This is a genomic window from Desulfobacula sp., assembly GCF_014237455.1.
Taxonomy (GTDB): Bacteria; Desulfobacterota; Desulfobacteria; order Desulfobacterales; family Desulfobacteraceae; genus Desulfobacula.
The window spans coordinates 120709-145845 of sequence record NZ_JABZFL010000030.1 but is presented as its reverse complement, the minus strand read 5'-3'; the positions used below and the strand labels follow the sequence as shown (position 1 = coordinate 145845).

The window sequence follows — 25137 nt, the reverse complement described above, 5'->3', positions numbered from 1 at the left end:
ATATGGCCGTAAGAATCAGATTGACCAGAAAAGGCACAAAGAAAAAACCTTTTTACAGAATAGTGGCTGCAGACGTTGAAAGCCCAAGAGATGGAAAATTTTTGGAACTCTTAGGTACCTACGATCCAATGGTTGAGCCAGCCGCCATCACGCTGAAAGAGGACAGAATAAAGTATTGGCTGGGCGAAGGCGCAAAAGCTTCAACCACTGTCCAGAGCATATTGAAACGGCAGGGAGTCAGTTAAGCATAAGCTGTTTTATATACAGTCCCGGTATTCTCAACACCCCATTTAAAGGAGATGCAGTCATGAAAGAGCTGATAGAATACATTGCAAAAGCACTGGTAGATAATCCTGATCAGGTATATGTATCAGAAGTTAGTGGAGATCAAACTTCTGTTTTAGAGCTTAAGGTGGCAAAAGAGGATCTGGGTAAAGTAATCGGCAAGCAGGGAAGATCGGCTCGAGCCATGAGAACGATTTTAAGCGCGGCATCCACCAAACTTAAAAAACGTACGGTTCTTGAGATTATTGAGTAGGGTATGAACAAAGCGACTTCGTTTACCATAGGCAGGGTAACCGGAGTTCATGGGCTTGATGGCACTCTTAAGGTCTGGTCCTTTGCAGAATCCATTGATACCTTTTGCCCCGGCAAAAACGTTCTTTTAAAATCAGAAGAAGGCTTGGGTAAACCCTATATCATTCTTAAGGCTTTGGCCCATAAAAAAGGAATTTTGCTCTCCCTTGATGGAATTGACAACCGGAACCTTGCCGAGGCTCTTATAGAAAAAGAGATTCTCATTGACCGGGATCAATTGCCGGAACCGGCAGAAGACACCTGGTACTGGCAGGATCTTTTAGGGCTTGATGTGGTTGATCATCAAAAAGGATTTATCGGCAAAATAACCGATATCTTTCCAACGGGGGCAAATGATGTGCTGGTTGTAACTGACAAAATCCGGGAAACGCTTGTACCGATGCATAAACACTTTGTTAAATCGATTAATATTGAAAAAAAGACTGTAAGGATAACACTGCCTGAGGAGTATTGATGGACTTTACAGTATTGACATTGTTTCCGGAGCTGATCAGCTCTTTTTTTGAGCATGGCATGATGTTTCGGGGTATTGAAAAAAAACTGATCACAGGGCATTGCATTAATATCAGGGATTTTTCAACAGACCGGCATAACACGATTGATGACAGACCCTATGGCGGTGGAAGCGGCATGGTAATGAAACAGGAACCCTTGAAGGCCGCTATTTTAGCTGCCAAAAAAAGGACGCCCGAATCACCGGTTGTATTAATGACCCCCCAGGGAACCCGGTTCAACCAGGAAAAGGCCATGACACTTGCCTTACAAAACAAGGGACTTATTTTTGTCTGCGGCAGGTATGAAGGGATTGATGAACGGATAACCACCACGCTTGTTGATGAGGAAATCTCCATTGGGGACTATGTCATGACAGGCGGAGAACTGGCATCCATGGTCATTATTGATTCAATAGCCAGATTAATCCCGGGGGTCTTAGGAAGCCCGGAATCTTCAAAATCGGATTCATTTACAGATGACCGGCTTGAATATGCACAATATACAAGACCTGAGGACTTTGAAGGGCTAAAGGTTCCCGAGGTTTTATTGTCCGGGAACCATGGAAAAATCAATCAGTGGAGAAAAAAATCTTCTCTTCAGCATACATTTTTGAAACGACCGGATCTTTTCAAAAAAACCAAACTGAGTGCAGAAGAAAAAAAGATAATAAAGCAATGGTGTCAGGAGCTGGAAATACTTGTTAGAGAGTAACTTTTATGTGGCATTGATCCATTATCCTGTAATGAACAAAAAAGAGCAGGCCATTGGATCAGCCCTGACAACCATAGACTTGCATGATATTGCAAGGGCATCCATCACCTTTGGTATAAAAGGATTTTATGTGGTAACTCCTTATGAAGACCAGGCAATACTTGCCACACAGGTGATTGAACACTGGACAAAAGGGGTTGGCGGCAAGCTCAACCCGTTCAGAAAAAAAGCGCTTGAGCTTATCCGGGTGGCTGAAACCTTTGAGGATGCAGTCAACTCGATTGAACAGGAAAGAAAGGAACCGGTTGTGACCATTGCCACAAGTGCAAAAAAAACACCCGGCTCAATAACAATAGAGGTGTTAAGGCAAAAGCTTGAAAATAAAGCGTCCCATGTCCTTGTTTTTGGAACGGCATGGGGCCTGGCAGATGAATTAATTGATACCTGTGATTTCATTTTGGACCCGATTTACGGAAATACTGATTACAATCACCTTTCTGTCAGGTCTGCGGCATCAATATATTTGGACAGGATTACAAATGGCAGATAGAATACGGTTCTATGTTTGCCAAAAAGGGAAAGGTCTTAGGAGGAACAAATGAGTAACGTGATCGAAAAATTAGAAAGAGAACAGATGCGTCTTGATATCCCTGAATTTGACTCAGGTGACACTGTTAAAGTACATGTAAAAATCAGAGAAGGTGAAAAAGAGCGTATCCAGGTATTTCAGGGTGTAGTGATTAAAAAAACCAAAGGATATGCAAGTGCCCGTTTTACTGTCAGAAAGATTTCCGGCGGTATTGGCGTTGAAAGAATATTTCCGCTTTTTTCCCCTGCCATTGATAAAATTGAAGTGGTAACAAGGGGCCGGGTCAGAAGGTCCAAACTCTACTATCTTAGAAATCTTCGCGGTAAAGCGGCCAGGATTAAAGAAAAACGGTTTGCTTAAAACTCCTTACAGGGTAAGCTAATGTGGCAATTTGAACACAAGGCTTTAACCCAAGGGTATAAAATAATAGCAGGTGTTGATGAGGCCGGCAGGGGACCCCTTGCCGGCCCCGTCGTGTCTGCCGCCGTGATCCTGCCTCAGAATTTTTCCTGTAAAGGGATTAATGATTCCAAAAAACTGTCAGAAAAAAAACGCAATGCCTTCTTTCCTGTGATCAAGGAACAGGCCATTTGTGTTGCCACCGGACTATCTTCGCACCATGAGATTGATCAAATCAATATTCTTCAGGCCTCCTTGCTTTCCATGAAGCGTGCTGTTGAAAATCTTTCAGGCTCACCTGATTTTCTTCTAATTGACGGTAAATTCACTCTGAACATGGACATTGACCAGGCCGCTGTGATAAAAGGGGATTCAAGAAGCATTTCCATTGCTGCTGCATCCATTATTGCAAAAGTCACAAGGGATGCCATTATGAAAGAGCTTCATGAAAAACACCCCCAGTATAATTTTATCCAGCACAAGGGGTATCCCACAAAAGCCCATAAAGAAGCGATTTTAAAACATGGGCCCTGCCCTGTCCACAGGCTGACTTTCAAGGGTGTAAAAGAGGTGATTAATGCCGGATGACCGGAAAAACTTGGGACAACGCGGTGAAACAGCAGCCATATCCTTTCTTCAAGCCCGGGGGTTCACCATCCTTGAGGCTAACTATCGAACAAAACTTGCAGAAATAGACATTATTGCAACAGATAATAATTGTATCTGTTTTATCGAAGTCAAAACCAGGCGAAGTCTTAAAAAAGGGCTGCCAAAAGAGTCGGTCAATTATTCAAAACAAAAAAAGATTATCCTGGGAGCCTCCTTTTATTTAAAAGAAAAAAAGCAGATGAATTCAAGAGTTCGATTTGATGTGGTTGAGGTTCTTGAAAAAAATGGTGTGTTTGATATTAATTTAATTAGAAATGCTTTTCAAAATTATTAGAACGGGCCATTAGAATGAATAACCAACACTCATCCGGAACCCTCTATATTGTTGCAACTCCTGTGGGAAACCTGGAGGATATTACCTTTAGAGCGGTTAAGGTATTAGGGCAAGTCGACCTGATTGCAGCAGAAGATACCCGACATTCGAAAAAACTTCTTTCTCATTATGACATCCGAACAAAACTTGTTTCCTGCCATGAGCATAATGAGGTAAACAAAGCACCTCAACTCATCACCCATTTGAAAAACGGCCTGGACATTGCCCTTATTTGTGATGCCGGCACACCCACCATTTCAGATCCGGGATATAAACTGGTCACAGCCGTTGCCAAAGAAGAAATCCGTGTCATTCCCATCCCCGGATGCAGTGCCGCCATAGCCGGGTTAAGTATTTCAGGACTTCCAACCGATTCTTTCCTGTTTTTGGGGTTTTTGCCTAAAAAACAGCAGAAGCAGCGACACGCTCTTGAAGCGGTTAAAAATCAAACCCCAACCCTCATCTTTTATGAATCCCCAAGACGAATCAAAACCCTCATCGGCAACATATTAAGTATTCTGGGAGACAGAAAAGCATGCCTTGCAAGGGAAATCACCAAAATCCATGAAGAATACATCCGGGGAAATCTGTCTGAAATTCTTCAAAAACTGAACAAAAAAGAGTCTATTAAAGGTGAATGCTCCTTGTTTATCCAGGGCCAGTTGGAACAAAAAAGCATTGATGACCAACAACTTGAAGAAATTATTCTTGAACGGCTTTCAACCGAAGGTCTTGGCACATCAGGTCTGGCAAAACAGATTTCAAAAGAATTCAACCTGTCCAAAAAACAAGTCTACGAAACAATTCTTAAGCTTCAGAATCTGAAAACCATCTAACGGATATGGTAGAGCGCATTTCCTGAACTCATAAAATTTCAAGCGAATGCCATAAAAAAAGAGGGCCGCCTCTTTAACCAAGAGACCGCCCTCTTTATCGTATCTTCTTAAAATATAATTGTCTTTAACAAGACCTCAATTACATCTTAGATCCCTCTGCATGGCTCTGGAGTTTAATTTCAACTTTTTCAGTCAGAGATGCATAGTATTTTCTTAAGATAATCAGAACTTCTTCACGGCCAAAGTGATCAACCACTTCTTCGTCGTTGGCGAGAGCATGACGCAGTTTGGTTCCGGAAAGGATAACCCTGTCATCTTTGCCGTGGGGGCAGGTTCTCATGGAAGCCATGCCGTCACATTTGTGGCAGTAGAAAGTCCAGTCAATTTTCAACGCTTCGCAAAGGAGTGCTTTGCCTTCGCCTTCTGGTGCAGGAATAATATCAAAAATTTCCTGTGCTTCAAACAGTGTATAGAAATCACCAACACCTGCATGGTCACGACCGATGATCATTCTGTTAACACCATAGTTCTGACGGAAGGTTGCATGGAGAAGACCTTCTCTTGGGCCTGCATATCTCATGTCAAGAGGATATCCGCCATTGACAACATGATCAGGAACAAAGAAACCTTTGATCAGGGTGTCAATACATTCAATCCGAACATCTGCCGGGATGTCACCGGGTTTAAGATTACCAATGAGAGAATGGATCAGAACGCCGTCACATACGTCAAGGGCAATTTTGCAAAGATGCTCATGGGATCTGTGCATGGGGTTTCTCAGCTGCATGGAAGCAACGTTTGCCCAGCCTCTTTCATCAAAGATAGCACGGGTTTCAGTTGGGGTCAGATAAACACCTTTAAATTTTTCAGGGAATTCGCCTTCGGAAAGAACTTTTACAGGACCGGCAAGGCAGAATTCTTTTCTGGCCATAACCATCTGAACACCGGGGTGATCTTCCATGGCAATTTTCCAGAACACATCTTCTTCTGATTCTTCACCATGACCTTTGTAAACTTTCTCACATTCCCATTTTTTCTCGTCTTCGGTCATTTCAAATTTATCTTCGATTTTCATGGTGGCAAAAATTTCACCATTTCTTTCGAGAGCCACTTCATCACCGACATTAATCTCGGCTGCGTCTTCCTTGGCGGCATCCAGCATTACAGGAACAGGCCAGAAGGTACCGTCAGCAAGAAGGAAGTCTGCACAAACGCCTTTCCAATCCGCTTTGGTCATAAACCCGTTAAGAGGGCTGAAACCACCGATACCCAGCATGATCAGATCTCCCTTAACCTGGGAAGAAATCTCAATTTTTTTGAGTCCTGCTGCTTTTTTAAGTTCTGCTTCAAGTTCTGCGCCTTCAAGCTTGCAAATTACGAGTCCTTTTCCACCATGAGGTGCTACTAATTTAGACATATACTTCATTCTCCTTGTTAATATATTAACCACCTTTAATAAATGTTTATCCAAACACTTATCTAAAATTTTAAACTAAAAAATCTTGTAAGATTTAATGAGGATTAGCAAATTTGTCAAGAATTTTATTCATTTATCTGTAAAACATCAGCAATTTCATCCATTGAATCCACATTAAAATCTGCTTTCAACTCCGGCTTTTTAAATGCTGCAAATCTTACTTTTGCCCCGGCTGCTGCCTGCCGGTCATAATCAGAATCTCCGATAAAAAAAATTTCATCCGAATGAAGATCAAATTCTCCCATTATTAACAATAATTGCTCTGGATCCGGCTTTGGTTTTTTGACTTTTGCTGCTGTCACCACCACTTCAAAATAGTCTTCCAGATAAAAGTCTTCCAGCACCTTTTCCATGGTATTGGTCCGGTTGGTGGCGATTCCCCGGATATAACCGTTGTCTTTCAGTCTTATGAGAAGGTCTTTGAGGCCCTTTTCCATGGCCATATACTTGATGAATTTATGATACCCGATATTTTCAAGCCGGTCATATACACTTGAAAGATCATCCATTTCCGGAAAAAGATACTCAATCGCCCCTTTTATCGTCATCATATGAACATTGACAAACTGTTCTTCATTCAACGCGGGCTTACCAAACGTCTGCAACACTTCATCATAATATTTTCTGTTGGCCACGGCCGTGTCAAACATGACACCGTCGCAGTCAAACACCACGGCTTTTATTTTTGAAATATCCATAATTATTTTTTATAAAAAAAGTCCTGTAAACTTAAGATTTTGATTCCTGTTTTTTAAGAAAAATGGCATATACCCTTATGGTAAGCGTCGGCCTGTACCGGCTGTCTGTTTTAAGGGTCAGCACATCATACAGGTCATCTGCTTTTTCTGATGTACTTTTAATCTTTATCTGCCAGAATTTCTCATCTCCTTTTGGTTCCATCAGCTGTGCTTTAATTTTTGTATTGATCTTTTGTTCCATTCCCAGGATTGAAAACTTGTATTTTTCAGAAGGGGTAATGGTCACAATGGATTCCAGGGTTTCGCCGGGGGTTCCATCCAGGTAGACCGATACAGGATTAATTTCCACAACTTTCTCAACCGGCCCTGTGACAACCAGGTTGAACTTTTTTTTCCCAGGATCATCGGTCTTGACCAGAATTGTTTTTTTCATGGTCTTTCCACCGTACCCGTTGGTTTTAAAACTTACCTTTATTCTGCCTTCCCCGCCCGGGGAAATTTCCCTGTCAAAAGAATGCTTGTCACAGCCTCAGGGAGGAAGAACATTATTAATATGAAGAGGGGTGTCGCCTGTATTTTTAATGACAAACTCATGGAGTACATGAGCTCCTGCCGGTACTGATTCAAAAATGAAAACCGGATTGTCAATCTTAACCTTTGGTTTAACTTTTGCTTGCGCCAGGCCTTGGTGAGCCAGACAAAACACAAGAGACAGTATGACTATGATGATATTTATTCTTTTAATGGTTTGTTCCCTCCTGGTTTTATTAAATCACAATTTAAAAAGTGCTTCATTGATCACGGAACAGATCCCTTTCCTATGTTCTATGCTTTTTTTGTCAATGGTCAACACTTTAACTGCCCCCATTAATGCATTTGTTAAAATAATATTGGGGTATGAATAAAATATCTCTTTGGGTATCCTTTTTTTTCGGATATCATACCCTCTGTCCGACAGGATCGTCAATACAGATTTCAGTGTCACGCCGTCCAGCACATGATCGGACTCGGGAACCATCACGGTTTTGTCTTTTATGGCAACTATACTTGCGGTATTGGTTTCAGAAACAGTATGATCCGGGTTCAAAATGACGGTCTCATCTGCATCATGCGCTTTGGCAAACCGGCCTGCCTGGTCATAATAAAGGTAATTCAGAGTTTTATAATCTGCCAGAGGTGTCTGCCTTGCGTATGGGTATGTAACAAGGTCCAGCCCTTTTTTATTCAGCGTCTCAAGCCTGTGGACATACTCTCTTGTAAAAGCAGCCAGAAAAGCTTTCCTGCCGGCACCCCGATCATCCCTTGATGCGATAATCTTAACGGCAAGCAATTTATCCTGAAAATTATTTTCCCTGATTAAAAGCCGAATTACATCTTCCCAGGTAATATCCGGCGGCGTGTCAAGGAAAAGACGTTGCCAGGCCCTGTTCAATCGCGACACATGATCTTCCAGATGGAATATGGTTCCCTTTTCCACCCTTATGGTTTCAAAAAGGCCTGCCCCGTATTGAAATCCCATGCTTGTAGCCGATACTCTGGCCTGATCCTGATCAATTATTTTCCCATCCACCCAGGCTTTCAGCTTTCCGGTACTATCTTTTTTTAAAGTGCCTGACAGGGATTCCATCAATGTTTTTCCTTTATCAAGGGTTTCCTGGTATTCCTCTTGAGGGTCTGAATCATATACAATACCGCCGCCCACCGAAAAAAAGACTGTATTGTTAACAATGGTGGCTGTCCTGATGGCAATGGACAGATCCATGGTGTCATGAAAACTGATATATCCGATGGAACCGGTATAGACATGCCGCTTCACAGATTCAAGCTCATCAATAACTTCCATGGAACGGATCTTGGGACAGCCGGTAATGGAACCTCCGGGAAATGTGGCTTTTAAAAGGTCAACGGATGTTTTATCGTCTTCAAGCTCGCCTTCCACAATGGAAACCAGGTGAAACACATTTTCATAGGGCTCAAGCCGTTTGTGATCTTTAACAATAACAGACCCATGTTTGGTTACCCTTGAAAGATCGTTTCGCATCAAATCTACAATCATGGTCAGCTCAGCATCATCTTTGGTACTCCGGGTCAGGCACAGCCCGTTTTCACGGTCCTGCTCTTTTGTTTTGCCACGGGCAATGGTGCCTTTTATGGGCCTTGTTTCAACAGTTCGGCCATCCTGCTTGATAAATCTTTCAGGAGAGGTGGACACGATGGTATGGTCATTGGCATGGATATAACTGAAAAAAGAGGCGGGATTTCGTTCAAACAAATCCAGGAACAATGAATAGCAGTCCCCTGAAAACCCGGTTTCAAACCGCTGGGAAAGATTGGCCTGATAAATATCACCAGCCCTCAAATAGTCAATGATCTTATTTACCGAAGTGATATAGTCAGGTTTAGAAAAACTTGATTTAAACCCTGAACTGTCTATGGAAAAGGATTTTCTTTTAACGTCCTTTTTGATTTTATCAAAGAAAAACTGTTTATTATTTTGAATGATCTCATCTGCCGACTTAAGGTTTGCCCCATGAGACAGCACAGGAATGCAAAGCCGGGCCTGGTCTGTCTCTTTCTCCTGGACAAGGATGATGGAAGGTGCATACAAGCATAGATCCGGCAGACGGGTATCCATGCAGGTTCTATGAAGTTTTTCAATCCGATCTTTCAAATCATAGGAAAAATATCCAAACAGGCCTGAATGAACCGGAAAATCAAAAAAAGTGTCCTTTAATTTAAACCGATTTAACAGAGCTTGAATGACTGAAAACGGATCCTGCCGGACATGGATTTTTTTTCCCAGGCAGTTGATGGATACATTGTCCTGTTTCGCGTACACCTCAAGCCAGGGTTTTACGGCAAGAATATGATATTGGGAACAGTCAAGGCTTGAACCGGACAATAAAAGCACCGTCCCGATATCCCTGTCAAACGATGCGGCTATCTGTTCAAATGGCCGGTCAAGCTCAATCGTTTCCTGATGAACATCTTTTAAAAGAGGGAGATGCTTTAGCAATCCATTCATCTTAAGACCATCATCTTAAAAAAGGATTCATTCTCTTTTCATTACCTATGGTTGTTTCCGGGCCATGGCCGGTATATACGATGGTATCTTCATCAAAGATTAAAAGCTTTTCCCGTATATTTGAAATCAGCGTATCATAATCGCCCCCGGGAAGGTCAGTCCTGCCGATGGAGCCTGAAAACAAGGTGTCCCCTGAAAAAAGATGACCCTTGGTATAAAGACTGATACCCCCTTTTGAATGACCGGGCGTATGGATCACCTGTAGTGTTATTTCACCGAAGATGACCTCATCTCCGTCTTCTAAAAGAATATCTGCCGGGGGTGAATTTTCCGACGACAGCCCGAACATCAGAGCAGACTGTGAAAGCTCGTGCAGCATGGGCTCATCCTCGGGATGTATGGCAATCTGTGCCCCTGTCGCTTCTTTCATTCTTTTATTGGCACTTACATGGTCAAAATGCCCGTGGGTATTAATCAGATATTTTACTTTTAGCTCGGATTTAGCCAGCTCCATCAAGATTCGATCAGCATCATCTCCCGGATCAATCACAACAGCTTGCTTTGTAGATTCACATCCTAAAATAAAACAATTGGCCATAATCGGCCCCACCTCAAGTTTCTTTATAATCAAAACAACCTCCAAAAATTTCTGGCTATTTAAAAACCTTCAAGAGATTTGATACGGTCCAGTACACCGTTGATAAAAGAACCGGAATCCCTTGTTCCATATTTTTTCCCAATTTCAACCGCTTCATTTATAGTAACACTGCAAGGTATGTCAGAGCACTTCAAAAATTCAAATATGGCTATCCGCATGATGTTTCTGTCCACCACAGGCATTCGGGTAATTTTCCAATTTTTTGAATATTTATTTAAAAGCGCATCAATTTGAGAACCCTTTTCCTTAACCCCTTTTACCAAATCCAGAAAAAAAGGGGCAACCCCTTGCGTGAGCTTTTCTTCATTGCTGGCACAGAATATCTCCAGGCTTTGATCTGAATCAGATTTATCCATATCAAAAAAAAATAATGCCTGAAGCGCAAGTTCCCTTGCCCGCCTGCGGTCACCCATAATCTTATCTAACCTTTTTTCAGACTTTCAGAAAGATTTGCCATTTCCACAGCACCAAGGGCGACGTCGAACCCTTTATTCCCAGCCTTTGTGCCGGCCCTTTCAATGGCCTGTTCAATGGTTTCCGTGGTGAGAATTCCAAACATCACCGGAACTTCGGTGTCCAGACTGACGGATGCAATGCCCTTGGACACTTCTGCGCACACATAATCATAATGGCTAGTGGCACCTCGAATGATAGCGCCAAGACAGATAATGGCATCATATTCCCCCTGGTTCAGCATTTTCTTTGCTGCCAAAGGAATCTCAAAGGCACCCGGAACTTTTAAAATAGTAATATCCTTATCCTCTGCCCCGCTTCTGATAAGCGCATCAAGAGCCCCTTCTACCAGCCTGCCAGTGATAAAATCATTAAAACGGGAGGCAATGATTCCAAATTTCTTCCCCTGGGCCTGTAACCCTGCTTCTATAATTTTCGGCATTTTCTTTTCCTTATTCTCATGGGGTCAGGCTTGAAAGCCTGACCCCGATTATTATATCTGATTTACATATGGAGCAAATGTCCCATCTTGGCCTGCTTGCATTTTAAGTATCCCTGGTTGTGGCAATTGGATTCAACCTCAATGGGAACCTGTTCAACAACACTCAACCCATAGCCTTCCAGGCCAATCATTTTCATAGGATTATTGGTCAGAAGCCGCATTTTCCTGACCCCCAGATCAACCAGTATCTGGGCACCCACACCATAATCTCTCATGTCTGCCTTAAAACCGAGTTTTTCATTGGCTTCAACCGTATCCATACCCTGACGCTGATATTCATAAGCTTTCAGCTTATTCACAAGACCGATGCCGCGGCCTTCCTGGCGAAGGTATAAAAGGACCCCGCTTCCCTCCTCTTCCATCATGGCCATGGCTTTATGGAGTTGATCCTGGCAGTCACACCGAAGGGATGAAAAAATATCCCCTGTCATACATTCCGAATGAACTCTCACCAGAATTTCTTTTTGGGGATCAACTTGTCCTTTAACCAGGGCAATGTGGGTCAGGTTATCGATATCATTTTCATAGGCAATGATCTGAAACTCACCACCAGCCCGTGTCGGGATCATAGTCTCAGCCGCTTTTTTTACAAAACTTTCCGTTTTAAGCCTGTATTTTACAAGATCTGCAACCGTGCAGATGCCGATACCATGCTTTTTCGCAAATTTTTCCAGGGAGGGCATCCTTGCCATGGTTCCGTCATCATCCATGATTTCACAAATCACCCCGGCAGGCTTCCTGCCTGCAAGACGGGCCAGATCAACAGAACCTTCTGTCTGCCCGATCCTTATCATGACGCCTCCGTCTCTTGCCCTTAATGGAAAAATATGTCCGGGTCTTGCAATATCATTCGGTGTGGTGTCATCCGCCACCGCCGTTAGAATGGTTGTCGCCCGATCAGCTGCGGAAATCCCTGTAGTCACCCCTTTTTTGGCCTCAATGGATACGGTAAATCCGGTTCCGTATTGTGAGGTGTTATTATCCACCATCATGGGCAGATCAAGCCGATCTGCGATAATGGAATCAAGGGAAAGACAGATCAGTCCCCTTCCATATCTGGCCATGAAATTGATGGCTTCAGGAGTCACAGCCTCTGCTGCCATGGTTAGATCACCTTCGTTTTCACGGTCTTCGTCATCCACAAGAATGACCATTTTACCATTTTTAATATCTTCAACGGCCTGTTCAATTGTTAAATGCGGCATATATAAATCCTTAAGGTTATAAAAATCCATTCCTTGCGAGAAGTTCCATACTGATATCTTTTTTCCCGTTGAACAAAGCATCATTTTTTGAAAGGCTTCCCATTAACATCTTTTTTACATATTTCCCGATCATATCGGTCTCTACATTGACCTTGTCACCAACCCGTTTTAATCCGATGGTTGTGATATCTGCGGTGTGAGGAATAATACTGACCTCTAAATCATGGTCCGAACATTTGTTAATGGTCAGACTGATCCCTTCAATGGCAACTGATCCTTTTTCAATCATATCTGCAGCAAGCTTTGGCAAAACATCAATTTTGATGATCACGGCATTGCTCTGTCGCGTCATGGAAGAAATGATTCCTGTTCCATCAATATGTCCCGAGACCAGATGCCCGTCAATTCGGTCTGACAATTTTAACGCCCGCTCTATGTTGACCCTGGAACCCGACCTCAAATACTTAAAAGTTGTCCGCTCAACAGTTTCAGGTGCCATGTCCACTTTAAAGGCATTTTTCTCAAGACTGACAGCAGTAAGACAGGCACCGTTTACGGCAATGGAATCTCCGATTTTACTTTCAGACAGATCAAGATCACAGCTGATATGGAGAACTCTTCCCTCCCCGCTGGATTCAATCCGCTTTATGATTCCAAAACTTTCAATAATTCCTGTAAACAATAGTCTTATTCCCTTTTATTTCAAATACCCCTGCACAAGGATATCCGTGTCAAACAGGGTAACATTCATGCTTTTAAGTTCAAAGGCATCCTTTATCAATTCAGAACCTTTTCCCTCAAATACCGGGATGCCGTCACTGCCCCCTAAAAATCTGGGAGCCAGAAAAAACAATGCCTTGTTTACAATCCCGGCCTTCAGCGCTGATCCTGCCACCACACTGCCACCTTCTATCAGAAGGCTTAAAATTGACATCTGCCCTAACTTAATCATCAGTTCATTTAAATCAAGTCTTTGTTCCTTTAGCGGGACTTCAAAAATTTGAGCTCCTTTACTCTCAAGCAAAGCTTTTTTTTCTTCAGAAACATCAGGGCCTGTAACAATAATAGTTTCGGCATTAGACTCCTGGGTCAGCACTTTTGCATCTTCTTTAATACTTAAATGGGTATCCAGAATAATCCTTGCGGGATCTTTTGTTGCAACGCCTTTGATTCTTGAGGTGAGCGACGGGTCATCAGCATGCAAAGTTCCGGAACCCACCAGAATAGCATCTGCTTCATGACGGATCTGATGGACAAACGCCCTTGATTTTTCATTGGTAATCCATTTTGAATCCCCTGTGGATGTTGCGATTCTCCCATCCAGAGTGGATGCACATTTTAAAATCACAAAAGGTTTTTTATCATTTTGAATATACCAGATAAACTCTTCGATCAAGATTTTGGCTTCTTTCTCTAGAACACCTGAAATCACTTCAATGCCATTGTCCTGCAGAAACTTTATACCGCCTCCGCTGACAAAGGGATTGGGATCTTTACAGCCCACCACAACTTTTTTAATTTTCGCTTTGATAATTTTTTGGGTACAGGGCGGGGTTTTCCCAAAATGATTACACGGTTCCAGAGTGACATAGAGAGTGGCATCCTTTGCCTTGGAACCTGCATCATCTAAGGCTTCTACTTCAGCATGGGCAAGGCCTGCTGCCCTGTGAAATCCTTTTCCGACAACCGTTCCATCCTTGACAATGACAGCACCAACACAGGGATTAGGGGATGTGAATCCTTTTGCTTCTCGTGCAAGGGCTATTGCCTGCTCCATGTATTCATGATCAGTCATCAGCCTTATCCGAAATCGCATCAAATTCAATGGGCAGACATTCTTTTGGAATCAGCCCTTTAAGCTCCTGGATAAAATCGGCCACATCCTTAAATTCTCTGTAAACAGAAGCAAACCTGACATAGGCGACATCATCAATTTGCTTTAGGGCCTTAATAATTTTTTCCCCCACAACCTTTGAAGGAATTTCCCGGTCATTGGTTTCCCTTAAGTCCCGCTCAATGGTATCCACGGTTTCTTCAATCAGATTAATGCTGATCGCTCTTTTTTCACAGGCTTTTTTAATGCCGGTCAATACTTTTCCCCGGTTGAACTCTTCCCTGCGATTGTCCTTTTTAATGATCATGACAGGCACTTGTTCAACCCGTTCATAGGTTGTAAACCGCTGAACACATTCCTGGCATTCTCTGCGCCGGCGAACTTCAAAATCGACTTTACCGGGACGTGAATCAATCACTCTTGTATTCAGGTTTCCGCAAAATGGGCACTTCATGTGGGCCTCTCTTGTTTAAGTCTCAAGCCGGACAAGTTCCACTTTGGCTTTGTCAAACATATCCAAAGTCAAGGGATCATCATATCCATCTTTATAATATACGGTTTTGATTCCGGCATTAATAATCATTTTCGCACAAATGGAACAGGGCTGATTGGTACAATAAAGAACGGACCCGTTTACCTGGATACCGTGATAGGCTGCCTGGATAATGGCATTCTGCTCTGCATGAACCCCGCGGCACAATTCGTGTTTTTCTCCGGACGGTACCTTTAACTGCTCTCTTAAACATCCGGTCTCCCTGCAATGGGGAACCTTTGACGGCGCACCATTATATCCGGAGCAGAGAATTCTTTTTTCCTTCACCAGGACTGCCCCTACTTTTCTTCTCAAGCAGGTGGAACGACTGGCAACGAGATCAGATATTCCCATAAAATATTCATGCCACGACGGTCTGTCAGAATGCCTTTCTGTCATCGGTCTATTTTCCAATATATAACGGGTACTCAATGCAAAGATCTCTTACTTTTTTTGCCACCGCATCAACAGTTGACTCATCATCCAGAATATCGCAGATAAATCCGGCGATTCTTTTTCCGGCCGCCTCCTCCATGCCCCTGGAAGTGACAAGAGGAAGCCCGATCCTTATACCGCTGGTGACAAAGGGGCCGCGTTTTTCATTGGGAACCGTATTTTTATTTACTGTGATACCTGCCCTGCCAAGTCTTTCTTCAGCCTCTTTACCGGATATGGTCTTCTGTGTAAAATCAACCAGTACCATATGATTGTCAGTTCCACCGGAAACCAGTTTATACCCTCTTTCCAGCATCACGGCTGCAAGGGCAGAAGTATTTTTAATCACCTGTTTCTGATAGTCTGCAAAGGATTTGCCAAGTGCTTCTTTAAAGGCAATCGCTTTTGCTGCAATGACATGCATTAAAGGTCCCCCCTGAATACCCGGAAATATCTGGCTGTTGATCGTCTTTGCAAATTGTTCCGAAGACAGAATCAAACCGCCGCGAGGCCCCCTAAGAGTTTTATGGGTTGTCGAGGTAATCACATCTGCAAACCCGACCGGACTTGGATGGACACCACCTGCAACAAGACCCGCAATATGGGCCATATCCACCATAAAAAAAGCGCCGACAGATCTGGCAATTTCAAAAAACCCTTTAAAGTCAATGATCCTGGGATAAGCACTTGCGCCCGCCACAATCAGTTTAGGCCGGTATTTTTTTGCAAGCATCTCGACCTGGTTCAGATCAATCATCTCGGTTTGCTGCGATAGTCCATAATGGGCAAAATCATATAATTTACCGGAAAAACTGACAGCAGCACCATGGGTCAGATGACCGCCGTGGGAAAGATCCATGGCAAGAACCCGGTCCCCGGGATTTAACAACGCAAAATAAACCGCCATATTGGCCCCTGAGCCTGAATGGGGCTGGACATTTGCATATTCGACGTTGAACAGTCTTTTGGCACGCTCAATGGCCAGATCTTCCGCCTGGTCCACATACTCACACCCACCATAATATCTTCTTGCAGGATACCCTTCAGCATACTTATTGGTCAGGATGGAGCCTTGTGCTTCCATCACTGCCAGGCTGACGGTATTTTCAGAAGCAATCAGATTTAAGCCGTATTCCTGCCGGTCTGCCTCCTGCTGGATAATCTTTGCAATTTCAAAATCCGTTTTGTCAACAACTCCCATTTTATCTACCTCTTCCGGACCATCTAATGCTCTATACTTTGAATACGGTCAAGATGCCGGCCCCCTTCAAACTCGGTATCCAGCCAGGTTTGAACAAGAGCGAATGCAAGGATATCACCCACAATCCGGCCACCAAGGACCAGGATATTGGAATCATTATGAAGCCGGCTCATCTTTGCTGAGAAAATATCAGAACAAAGGGCTGCGCGGACATTGGAAAACCGGTTGGCTGTCATGGACATGCCAAGCCCGGTACCGCAGAGCAGAATCCCTTTTAAATAGTGGCCGTTTGAGACAGCAGCAGCAACCTTTTTCCCATACTCTACATAATTTACAGATGCTTCACTGGTTGTCCCTGCATCTTCAACACTATATCCCATATCAATGAGATATGTCTTGATCTTTTCCTTCAACTCGTAGGCTGCATGGTCACTTCCAATGATGATAGACCTGTCTTTACCCATTTTATTTACCCGTTTTTTAAAATTTTGATTTGATAAAATCAATGGCGTCCTGAACCGTGACCAGTTTCTCAGCCTCATCATCATCAATTTCAATCTCAAAAATTTCTTCCATTGACATTATCAGTTCAACAATTGTCAAGGAATCAGCACCCAGATCCTCTATCAAAGAGGCTTGTGGAACAATATCCTCAATATCCAGATCTGGAATTTTTTCTGCAATCACTTTCTTTACTTTTGTTTCAATCGTCATGATTCAGGATATCTCCTTATCTATTCTTCGTCATCAGCCGGGTCATTTACATTTCTTCCTTTATACGCTCCACACTCCGGACAGGCGGTATGGGGAAGTTTGGGTTCCTGACATTCAGGGCACACACTCACTGTGGGCGCGCTTATTTTGTAATGTGTCCGTCTTTTTCTACCTCTTGCTTTAGAACTCTTTTGCTTTGGTACTGCCATTGATCTCTCCTAACTACATTATTTTATTTGAGTTTCCATTATGATATGCCAATATAATAAAACACACATAATTACCCCAATTTCCCAAAAGTGTCAAGAAATTAAAACGAGATAAAAGGATTGATAAAAAACAGTTGCCGCTACATTACAGAATAGTGAAGCGCCCATCTAATCACAATTTTCAAAGGAATGCGGGTTTTATTTTATCAAAACATTGTTTATTTAAAAAAACTATTTGACTTCAATACGATCTCATGTTTATTTTACCGCATGATCACAAATTATATTAAGGAGGAAGCAATGAAAAAACTGGGTATTATATTGTTTATTTTGGTGTTTTTTTTAACGGGATCTTCGTTATTATGGGCTGGCGGATCTGACAATAAAACCAACTGGAGTGCTGAATATATCGGCATTCTGAACCGGAACGCAGCAACTGATGCTGCCGATATTGTCATGTACAATCCTGCCGGGGTTATGAAAATGGAAAACGGGCTTTATGGAAACCTGTCCGCCCATTTTATTGCAAAAGACTACAATAATAAAATCAACGGGACAGATTTTGATCAGGATGAACCCTCTGTTGTGCCCGGCTTGTTTACAGTCTATAAAGAAGACAAGTGGGCTGCTTTTTTTGCTGTTTCCAATGTTATTGGTGGTGGGGAAGTTGACTACAAAAATGGAAATGCAACCACCGGTGAAGCGGGATCCGCTATCATAGCTGGAGCGAATGCCCTTCTTGATTTCAACCAAATCCCTTCAGCTTTTTGGTACACTGGCATTTCCAGCCAGAATTTAAAAGCCGAGGCCATGGGGCTTGGATTCACGTTGGGCGGGGCATATGAAATAAATGACATGTGGTCTGTCTCCCTTGGGATACGATATGTAAAAAGCACGCGGGAAATGGAAGGCTCCATGACCGTCACTGCCACGACTCCATATTCTCCTTATAGTGACCCTTTAACTGCGGACGTGGCCTTTGAGGAAGAGGCGGATGGGTTTGGGGGAATCATCGGGATCAACTTCGCACCTTCCGATGCCTTAAATTTCGGTCTGCACTATGATACAAAAGTTGATCTGGATTATGAAGCAGACGTAAAAAGAGATACGGCGGGCATTCTGCCGCTAATGGGTATTGTGGACGGTGCTGAAAGAAGCAGAAACCTTCCTGCTGTTTTGGCAGCCGGCGTGTCCTATAAGATTAATCCAAAAATAAGAGTTGAAAGCAACCTGACCTTATATTTAAACGAAGATGCCGATTTCGAAAACAGTGCGGTAGATAACGGATATGAGATCGGTATCGGTGTTGACTATGCTTTCACAGACACGTTAAATGCCACTTTAGGATACCTTTACACAGATTCGGGCGTGGATAAAGCCGAAGACATGACCCCGGAATTACCGGAACTGAATGCCCATACCCTCGGCGCCGGTCTAAGATATCAGATGAATGATAAATTAAAATTAACCTTTGGTTTAGGTCATGTTTTTTACGATGATGCTTCCTTTGTGCCTGCCCCTGGTATATCCATAACTTACGAAAAAGCGGTTACTTTCGTTGCTTTTGGAATGGAATATAAATTCTTTTAAAATCAAATAAGAAAGCTTAAAAAAATATTCAAGCCGACGTTTGTACGTCGGCTTGAATAAAAAGACATCTTGTGATAATTAACATCTCGATTTTACACAATATTTATGAAATGGAGAACAAATGGATACAATTATCACACGGTTTCCCCCCTCCCCCACCGGAACCCTTCATATCGGCGGGGCCAGAACAGCCCTTTTTAACTGGCTGTATGCAAAAAAAACAAACGGAAAATTTATTTTAAGAATTGAAGATACGGATACGGCAAGATCCACAAAGGAATCTGTGGATGCCATATTGGAGTCGCTTAAATGGCTTGGCATTGACTGGGATGAGGGCCCTTATTTCCAGACTGAAAGATACGATATTTATAATGAATACATAGAAAAACTGGTTGAATCCGGGGCTGCCTACTATTGCTCCTGCACCCCTGATGAGGTCAATGTCATGAGGGAAGAGGCAAAGGCCAGGGGATTAAAACCCATGTATAACGGAAAATGCCGGCAAAAAAATCTTAAAAAATCTGACAACACTGTTGTCCGCCTTAAAACCCCGGATTCAGGCGTTACCATTGTCAAAGACATTGTAAAGGGAGATACGGCATTTCAGAATTCTGAAATGGATGATTTTATTATCCAGAGAAGTGACGGATCTGCCATGTACAATCTGGCCGTTGTGATTGATGATATCACCATGGGAATCAATACCATTATCCGGGGGGATGACCATCTGATCAACACCCCCAAACAGATGCTGATATATAAAGCGCTTGGCGCAGACCTGCCGGTTTTCGGCCATGTGCCCATGGTTCTGGGGTCTGATAAATCGCGATTAAGCAAACGCCATGGCGCCATGTCGGTTGGCGAGTACGAAAAAATGGGATTTTTACCCGACGCCATGATCAATTACCTGGTTAGGCTGGGATGGTCCCATGGTGACCAGGAATTTTTTGAAAAAAATGACCTCATTGAAAAATTTGACCTGGAACACCTGGGCAGATCTGCTTCCATGTTTGACACTGATAAACTTGTCTCTCTCAATTCAAAACACATTCAAAACAAAAGCCCTGAAGAATTGGCAGACCCTCTTTTATTCCATTTAAAAAACATAGGGATTAACGCCAGAAATGATGCCTTTACCCAAGGGGTTATTGAAACGCTTCAGCCGAGAAGCAAAACCCTTGTTGACATGGCGCAGGGTGCGGTTTTTTATTATCAGGATACTGTGCAGTTTGATGAAAAGGCCGCCAAAAAATTTTTGAAGCCGGATATACTTCCTGTTTTGCAAAAATCTGTGGACTATATTGAAGGCCTTGAAAATTATACCCAGGAAGAGCTTGAAACCGTTTTCAAACAAATCATGGATGAAACCGATCTCAAATTCGGGAAAATTGCCCAGCCGTTAAGGGTTGCCATCACCGGCACGACTGTAAGCCCCGGCATCTTTGAAATGCTCCTGGCCCTTGGCAAAGAAAAAACAATTCTAAGAATTAAAAGAGCCATCCACTTTATTTCAGAATCAGGTTTATTTCAGGATAACGCATAAAGAATCCCGGCATATCCGACAAAACTTGCGGAAGCGGATTTCTCAAAACTTGTGGCGTAGTCAAGTTCAACCGCCTTGACTGCGCCCAGTTTTTTACAGGCGGCTGCTGTAGCGGCCGCAGCTCCTGAACAGCACATATTTTTGTTTTCCAGGCCCTGGGCAACAATCTTTGACTCGTCCATTTCCATCATTGCCTGGATAGCATTTCTGTCATTTTTATTTTTTACCCATTCCACAGCCTTTTCACCGGTTCCAGCCGGTGTAAACCCAAAATCAGGGCCATAATGTGTCATATCTGTGGAACCGATAATTCTGATGTTTCTTGACAGTTTTCTGGCTTCTTCCACAGCCATACTGCCGATAACAGCGGCAAAAGATGACGGGGCAACACCGCAGACCACAATTTTTGCATCCGGGTAAAAATACTTGATAAACGGATATTGAAGTTCAAGAGTATTCTCCTCGGGAAAGTTTAAAGGGGTCCTCTGACGGATACTGACATCGGCACAAATTTCATCTACCAGTTGCCTATCCACCTCAATATCTCCAAAGGGTGTCTCAATGGCCCCGTGAGTCAGGATAAAGGGCTCGGACTGCTCATGCATGTGGGCGCCAAACAGAAGAATCGTATCAATTTTTTCGTCAGATCCTTTTTTGGGATCAAGAGCGGCAATCACCCGGCAGGCAATTGATCCGGAAAAGTACCAGCCTGCATGGGGAACAATGCCCCCCATAAAACTGCCATCAAAGGGGGAAGATCCCTGCTTTTCTTTTAAAAAACTCTGTATGGATGCTTTGCACTCACCAGAGCCTGCAGGATACCAGGAGCCGGCAAACGCCATTTTTTTCTTTTCCATGATCTTCCTCTTTTAACCCTGTCTTCTCTTGAAACTATTTCCCTGTTTTTTCAAACACTTTAATCTTCACCCACTCAAGCCAGGGCTCAAACCCCTCTTCTGTTTTGGCAGACATCTCAAACACCGGCAAATGGGGATGCACCTGTTTCATGTTATCCACTGCCAGTTCTGCATCATAATCAAGGTATGGCAGCAAATCAATTTTGTTTAAAATTGCTATGTCGACAGCCCTGAACATCAAAGGATATTTCAAAGGTTTGTCTTCACCTTCGGTTACGCTCAACACAACCGCCCTTGCATCTTCTCCAATATCAAACTCAGCCGGGCAGACAAGATTCCCAATATTTTCCACGATAAGAAGATCAAGGTCTTTACACCCGAGCTGTTTTGCCGATGCAATAATCAGATGTGCTGCCAGATGGCAGTCGCCACCAAATTGATCCGTATTGATCTGGGTGACTTTGGCGCCGGTTACTTTAAGCCTGTCTGCGTCATTGGTGGTACAGATATCCCCCACAATCACCCCTACCCTGACAGTCGGCATCAATTTTGCCAGAGTCCTGCAAAGGATTTCGGTTTTCCCTGAACCGGGAGATGACATCATATTCAGTACAAACACATTCTGGTCCTTGAAAAACATTCTGTTAATATCTGCTTCTGTGTCGTTGGCCTCAAGGACTTTTTTTTGAATATCTATTTCCATTATTCTGCCTGTCTTTATTTTTGGTTTATATCTTTAATTCATCTGCCAGTTCCAGAGAGGTGATCTCAATTTCCCTTCCGGTCAGCATTTCAACATCCCCGTCCTCACAAAAAGGACATTTAAACACTGGGCCTGTCACTTCCCATCCATTATCACAGGAGTTACAATGAACCATTACCGGAACAACATCAATATCCAGCCTGGCATTCTCCAAAGGGGTATCTTTTGTTAGGATCTCAAAACAAAAGGTCAGGCTGTGTTCAACCACAGACGCGAGTCTTCCGATTCTCAGATTCAGTTTTTCTACCTTTGGATTCTCAATATCCCGGGGAATAGAATCTATGGCAATCTGAACCAGTTGCTTTGCAATCCCCATTTCGTGCATATGTCTGCTTCCTTTCAGTTCTGTCATTTAGAATAAAACTCTTTTTTAAAGTCTAAAAATCTGTCTTGTCTTATTGCATCTCTCATTTTTTCCATAAGATCAAGATAATAATAAATATTATGAATCGTGTTCAGCCTGTAAGCCAAAAGCTCCCTGGACTTATACAAATGCCTTAAGTAGGCCCTTGAATAATTCTGACAGGTATAACAATTGCAATCCGTATCAATGGGCCCTTTATCCAGCCTGAATTTTGCATTGGAAATATTCATGGTTCCCCTGGAAGTAAAGAGCTGACCGTTTCTGGCATTTCTGGATGGCATGACACAGTCAAACATGTCACACCCCATGCCGACCAGTTCAACCAGGTCTTCAGGCGTACCCACCCCCATAATATATCTGGGTTTGTGAACCGGCAGCAACGGCAGGGTATGGTCTGCCATTTCATACATGAGATCTTTTGGCTCCCCCACACTTAATCCCCCGATGGCAAAGCCCGGGAAATCAATCTGCGTCAACTGGTCAGCGGAAAGAGAGCGAAGATGCTTGAACATCCCCCCCTGTATAATTCCGAACAGATTGTTCACCGCCCCTTTTTCCTGCCAATGATCAAAACCTCTTTTGGCCCACATGCTTGTCTTGTCCAGCGCCTGCCGGGTCTGTTTTTCGCTGGCAGGATGCCCGATACACCAGTCAAGGGACATCATGATATCAGAGCCCAGGATTAGTTGAATCTCAACCGCTTTTTCAGGAGAGAAAACATGTCTTGATCCGTCAATATGGGACTGAAAAGAAACCCCTTCATCTGTAAATTTAGCCAGCTTTGCCAGAGAAAAGAACTGGAATCCCCCGGAATCTGTCAGCAGGGGCTTATCCCAGCGGATAAATTCATGAAGGCCTTCCATTACTTCAATCACCTCGCACCCCGGCCGCAAATACAAATGATAGGTATTGCCAAGAATAATCTGAGCCCTGCAATGATCAAGGTCTTCTACACTGACACCTTTTACTGACCCCAGTGTCCCCACCGGCATAAAAATAGGGGTGTCAATGACACCATGATCGGTTGTGATGGTTCCGAGCCTGGCCCTGGACTGCTCAGATCCTTTTTTTTCATTTGATTCTTTTAATAATTCAAAGGTTAACATGATTTTCCTATTCAATCAGCATGGCATCGCCATAACTGAAAAATCGATAGTCTTTTTTGATGGCTTCCTGATATGCATCCAATATTTTTTCCCGGTCATAAAATGCAGATACCAGCATCAAAAGCGTGGATTCAGGAAGATGAAAGTTGGTAATCATGGCATCCACGCATTTAAAGGTGTAACCGGGGTATATAAAAAGGTCACACATACCGGTGCTGGCGGTGACCCTTCCTTTTGTATCGGAAAGAAATTCAAGAGTTCTTACGCTGGTGGTACCCACGGCAACAATCCGGCGGTTCTGGCGTCTGGCGCTATTAATTTTATCTGCTGCTTTCTCTGACAAGGAAAAATATTCGGAATGAATCTGGTGATCCCTTATATCCCCCACTTTTACCGGCACAAATGTTCCATATCCGACATGAAGGGTAATCTGAGCAAATTCAATTCCTTTTTTTCCAAGATCATTCATCAAGGTTTTTGTAAAATGAAGCCCTGCTGTCGGTGCAGCCACTGCCCCCTTTTTTGATGCATAAACCGTCTGGTAGTCTTCCCGGTCATTCCGGCCAAAGATCACTTCATCTCTTTTTATATACGGCGGCAGCGGAATTTTACCAGATCTTTGTAAAAATTCTGAGAATGCTTTCCCATTTAAAAATTTTATTTCAGAGACAACTCCTTTTACTGCTTCAACCCTTGCTTCGACCTCATCTGCCAATAAAAGTCCGGCGCCTTCTTTCGGACTTTTTGATGCCTTAATCAGGCAGTCGCACTTGAAAAATCCGATTTCCTCAAGGTTTTTCATACCGGCTGCATAATCGATAATCAACACCTCGACCTTGCCGCCGGTTTCTTTTTTCCCCAACAGTCTTGCCGGAATTACCCTGGTATTATTAATCACCAGAAGGTCATCGTCTCTCAGTAATGCTGTAATGTCTTTAAATTGATGATGGCAGATGGTTTCAAATTTTCTGTTCAGATGCAACAGCCTTGATTCACTCCTGTTTTTACAGGGTGCCTGGGCAATCTTTTCCTTTGGCAGATCGTAAGCATAGTCTGACAGCAAAAACATTATCCGCGTCCATCCATGGCAAAATAAATAATGCAGAGCCCCGCAAACATTAAAACAAATCCGAACTTCCTGAGATTTGTATTATCAAGCCCTGTAATCATCTGAACCATTTCTTTCATTTTTCCGGGGAATGCAAAGTATGGCAGCCCCTCAACAATCATGACCATGCCGATGACACAAAAGAAAAACTTCATCTAAACCCCGTCTTCTTTAATACCTGTGAATTTCAAAACATCAGGCCATACTTTTATATTTTTCACGGGGTTTATGCAATAAAAATTATATTGATTAAT

33 protein-coding genes are annotated in these 25137 nt (G+C 43.1%); 11 read left to right on the top strand and 22 right to left on the bottom strand.

Annotated elements, in window-relative coordinates; genetic code table 11:
* Window positions 1-2: 2 nt before the first annotated feature.
* The 9 genes from rpsP to rsmI all read left to right on the top strand — a co-directional run bounded on the left by rpsP (window position 3) and on the right by rsmI (window position 4609).
* On the top strand, window positions 3-245 hold the full coding sequence (gene rpsP / locus HGJ91_RS05060; RefSeq protein ID WP_291346614.1) for a 30S ribosomal protein S16: 243 nt from the start codon (window positions 3-5) through the stop codon (window positions 243-245).
* Window positions 246-307: 62 nt separating this feature from the next.
* Entirely contained in the window at window positions 308-538 is a 231-nt protein-coding gene (locus HGJ91_RS05055) for a KH domain-containing protein (RefSeq protein WP_291346613.1), read from the top strand.
* 3 nt (window positions 539-541) lie between these two features.
* On the top strand, window positions 542-1051 hold the full coding sequence (gene rimM, locus HGJ91_RS05050; RefSeq protein ID WP_291346612.1) for a ribosome maturation factor RimM: 510 nt from the start codon (window positions 542-544) through the stop codon (window positions 1049-1051).
* Window positions 1051-1803 carry a tRNA (guanosine(37)-N1)-methyltransferase TrmD gene (gene trmD, locus HGJ91_RS05045; RefSeq protein WP_291346611.1) on the top strand — a complete coding sequence of 251 codons (753 nt, stop codon included), beginning with the start codon at window positions 1051-1053 and terminating at the stop codon, window positions 1801-1803. Before rimM ends, trmD begins: the two co-directional genes overlap by 1 nt.
* The gene (locus HGJ91_RS05040) at window positions 1790-2353 is read left to right on the top strand and encodes an RNA methyltransferase (RefSeq protein WP_291346610.1); all 564 of its coding nucleotides are present in this window, start codon (window positions 1790-1792) and stop codon (window positions 2351-2353) included. The genes trmD and HGJ91_RS05040 overlap by 14 nt, the downstream gene beginning before the upstream one ends.
* A 48-nt stretch (window positions 2354-2401) precedes the next feature.
* Window positions 2402-2752, top strand: coding sequence for a 50S ribosomal protein L19 (rplS, locus tag HGJ91_RS05035; protein ID WP_291346609.1), 351 nt, complete (start codon window positions 2402-2404; stop codon window positions 2750-2752).
* Between the two features lie 21 nt (window positions 2753-2773).
* Window positions 2774-3379, top strand: a complete 606-nt coding sequence (locus tag HGJ91_RS05030; protein ID WP_291346608.1) for a ribonuclease HII — start codon at window positions 2774-2776, stop codon at window positions 3377-3379.
* Window positions 3369-3734: a YraN family protein gene (locus tag HGJ91_RS05025; RefSeq protein WP_291346607.1), complete on the top strand. Its 366-nt coding sequence runs from the start codon at window positions 3369-3371 to the stop codon at window positions 3732-3734. The genes HGJ91_RS05030 and HGJ91_RS05025 overlap by 11 nt, the downstream gene beginning before the upstream one ends.
* A 14-nt stretch (window positions 3735-3748) precedes the next feature.
* A complete protein-coding gene (rsmI, locus tag HGJ91_RS05020) occupies window positions 3749-4609 on the top strand; it encodes a 16S rRNA (cytidine(1402)-2'-O)-methyltransferase (RefSeq protein WP_291346606.1) in 861 nt (286 codons plus the stop codon).
* Window positions 4610-4748: 139 nt separating this feature from the next.
* Here rsmI and sat read toward each other — a convergent pair whose 3' ends face one another.
* The 16 genes from sat to rpmF form a co-directional block, all read right to left on the bottom strand.
* The gene (gene sat / locus HGJ91_RS05015) at window positions 4749-6026 is read right to left on the bottom strand and encodes a sulfate adenylyltransferase (protein ID WP_291346605.1); all 1278 of its coding nucleotides are present in this window, start codon (window positions 6024-6026) and stop codon (window positions 4749-4751) included.
* A 125-nt stretch (window positions 6027-6151) separates the two neighbouring features.
* Complete coding sequence (locus HGJ91_RS05010) at window positions 6152-6784, bottom strand: HAD family hydrolase (RefSeq protein ID WP_291346604.1); 633 nt, start codon at window positions 6782-6784, stop codon at window positions 6152-6154.
* Window positions 6785-6815: 31 nt separating this feature from the next.
* Window positions 6816-7529, bottom strand: coding sequence for a DUF1573 domain-containing protein (locus HGJ91_RS05005; protein ID WP_291346639.1), 714 nt, complete (start codon window positions 7527-7529; stop codon window positions 6816-6818).
* A gap of 27 nt (window positions 7530-7556) precedes the next feature.
* Window positions 7557-9809 (bottom strand): aminodeoxychorismate synthase component I, encoded by a 2253-nt coding sequence (gene pabB / locus HGJ91_RS05000; protein WP_291346603.1) that lies wholly within the window; start codon window positions 9807-9809, stop codon window positions 7557-7559.
* Between the two features lie 10 nt (window positions 9810-9819).
* Window positions 9820-10440 carry an MBL fold metallo-hydrolase gene (locus tag HGJ91_RS04995; RefSeq protein ID WP_291346602.1) on the bottom strand — a complete coding sequence of 207 codons (621 nt, stop codon included), beginning with the start codon at window positions 10438-10440 and terminating at the stop codon, window positions 9820-9822.
* Window positions 10441-10466: 26 nt separating this feature from the next.
* The gene (gene nusB, locus HGJ91_RS04990; protein ID WP_291346601.1) at window positions 10467-10880 is read right to left on the bottom strand and encodes a transcription antitermination factor NusB; all 414 of its coding nucleotides are present in this window, start codon (window positions 10878-10880) and stop codon (window positions 10467-10469) included.
* Window positions 10881-10888: 8 nt separating this feature from the next.
* Window positions 10889-11362: a 6,7-dimethyl-8-ribityllumazine synthase gene (gene ribE, locus HGJ91_RS04985; protein ID WP_291346600.1), complete on the bottom strand. Its 474-nt coding sequence runs from the start codon at window positions 11360-11362 to the stop codon at window positions 10889-10891.
* 62 nt (window positions 11363-11424) lie between these two features.
* A complete protein-coding gene (locus tag HGJ91_RS04980; protein ID WP_291346599.1) occupies window positions 11425-12627 on the bottom strand; it encodes a bifunctional 3,4-dihydroxy-2-butanone-4-phosphate synthase/GTP cyclohydrolase II in 1203 nt (400 codons plus the stop codon).
* Window positions 12628-12643: 16 nt separating this feature from the next.
* A complete protein-coding gene (locus HGJ91_RS04975; RefSeq protein ID WP_291346598.1) occupies window positions 12644-13309 on the bottom strand; it encodes a riboflavin synthase in 666 nt (221 codons plus the stop codon).
* 15 nt (window positions 13310-13324) lie between these two features.
* Complete coding sequence (ribD, locus tag HGJ91_RS04970) at window positions 13325-14422, bottom strand: bifunctional diaminohydroxyphosphoribosylaminopyrimidine deaminase/5-amino-6-(5-phosphoribosylamino)uracil reductase RibD (protein ID WP_291346597.1); 1098 nt, start codon at window positions 14420-14422, stop codon at window positions 13325-13327.
* A complete protein-coding gene (gene nrdR / locus HGJ91_RS04965) occupies window positions 14415-14915 on the bottom strand; it encodes a transcriptional regulator NrdR (RefSeq protein WP_291346596.1) in 501 nt (166 codons plus the stop codon). Before nrdR ends, ribD begins: the two co-directional genes overlap by 8 nt.
* 15 nt (window positions 14916-14930) lie before the next feature.
* The gene (locus HGJ91_RS04960; RefSeq protein WP_291346595.1) at window positions 14931-15392 is read right to left on the bottom strand and encodes a cytidine/deoxycytidylate deaminase family protein; all 462 of its coding nucleotides are present in this window, start codon (window positions 15390-15392) and stop codon (window positions 14931-14933) included.
* Window positions 15393-15396: 4 nt separating this feature from the next.
* The gene (gene glyA, locus HGJ91_RS04955) at window positions 15397-16629 is read right to left on the bottom strand and encodes a serine hydroxymethyltransferase (RefSeq protein WP_291346594.1); all 1233 of its coding nucleotides are present in this window, start codon (window positions 16627-16629) and stop codon (window positions 15397-15399) included.
* A gap of 23 nt (window positions 16630-16652) precedes the next feature.
* Window positions 16653-17093, bottom strand: a complete 441-nt coding sequence (gene rpiB / locus HGJ91_RS04950; RefSeq protein ID WP_291346593.1) for a ribose 5-phosphate isomerase B — start codon at window positions 17091-17093, stop codon at window positions 16653-16655.
* Window positions 17094-17109: 16 nt separating this feature from the next.
* On the bottom strand, window positions 17110-17343 hold the full coding sequence (gene acpP, locus HGJ91_RS04945) for an acyl carrier protein (RefSeq protein ID WP_367142572.1): 234 nt from the start codon (window positions 17341-17343) through the stop codon (window positions 17110-17112).
* A 20-nt stretch (window positions 17344-17363) separates the two neighbouring features.
* On the bottom strand, window positions 17364-17552 hold the full coding sequence (rpmF, locus tag HGJ91_RS04940; protein ID WP_291346592.1) for a 50S ribosomal protein L32: 189 nt from the start codon (window positions 17550-17552) through the stop codon (window positions 17364-17366).
* Window positions 17553-17852: 300 nt separating this feature from the next.
* Between rpmF and HGJ91_RS04935 the strand changes: the two genes are divergently transcribed.
* Window positions 17853-19142: an OmpP1/FadL family transporter gene (locus HGJ91_RS04935; RefSeq protein WP_291346591.1), complete on the top strand. Its 1290-nt coding sequence runs from the start codon at window positions 17853-17855 to the stop codon at window positions 19140-19142.
* A gap of 121 nt (window positions 19143-19263) precedes the next feature.
* Window positions 19264-20685 (top strand): glutamate--tRNA ligase, encoded by a 1422-nt coding sequence (gene gltX, locus HGJ91_RS04930; protein ID WP_291346590.1) that lies wholly within the window; start codon window positions 19264-19266, stop codon window positions 20683-20685.
* Here gltX and amrB read toward each other — a convergent pair.
* From amrB to HGJ91_RS04900, 6 genes are read right to left on the bottom strand one after another with little or no spacing between them, the layout of a single operon-like run.
* Entirely contained in the window at window positions 20670-21542 is an 873-nt protein-coding gene (gene amrB / locus HGJ91_RS04925; RefSeq protein ID WP_291346589.1) for an AmmeMemoRadiSam system protein B, read from the bottom strand. The genes gltX and amrB overlap by 16 nt on opposite strands.
* 34 nt (window positions 21543-21576) lie before the next feature.
* Window positions 21577-22245, bottom strand: a complete 669-nt coding sequence (hypB, locus tag HGJ91_RS04920; protein ID WP_291346588.1) for a hydrogenase nickel incorporation protein HypB — start codon at window positions 22243-22245, stop codon at window positions 21577-21579.
* A gap of 25 nt (window positions 22246-22270) precedes the next feature.
* Window positions 22271-22657, bottom strand: a complete 387-nt coding sequence (locus tag HGJ91_RS04915) for a hydrogenase maturation nickel metallochaperone HypA (protein WP_367142571.1) — start codon at window positions 22655-22657, stop codon at window positions 22271-22273.
* Window positions 22654-23775 carry a tRNA guanosine(34) transglycosylase Tgt gene (tgt, locus tag HGJ91_RS04910; RefSeq protein WP_291346587.1) on the bottom strand — a complete coding sequence of 374 codons (1122 nt, stop codon included), beginning with the start codon at window positions 23773-23775 and terminating at the stop codon, window positions 22654-22656. The genes HGJ91_RS04915 and tgt overlap by 4 nt, the downstream gene beginning before the upstream one ends.
* Before the next feature lie 7 nt (window positions 23776-23782).
* Window positions 23783-24844 carry a tRNA preQ1(34) S-adenosylmethionine ribosyltransferase-isomerase QueA gene (queA, locus tag HGJ91_RS04905; RefSeq protein WP_291346586.1) on the bottom strand — a complete coding sequence of 354 codons (1062 nt, stop codon included), beginning with the start codon at window positions 24842-24844 and terminating at the stop codon, window positions 23783-23785.
* Window positions 24844-25038, bottom strand: coding sequence for a DUF2065 domain-containing protein (locus tag HGJ91_RS04900; protein ID WP_291346585.1), 195 nt, complete (start codon window positions 25036-25038; stop codon window positions 24844-24846). The genes queA and HGJ91_RS04900 overlap by 1 nt, the downstream gene beginning before the upstream one ends.
* Window positions 25039-25137: the final 99 nt, after the last annotated feature.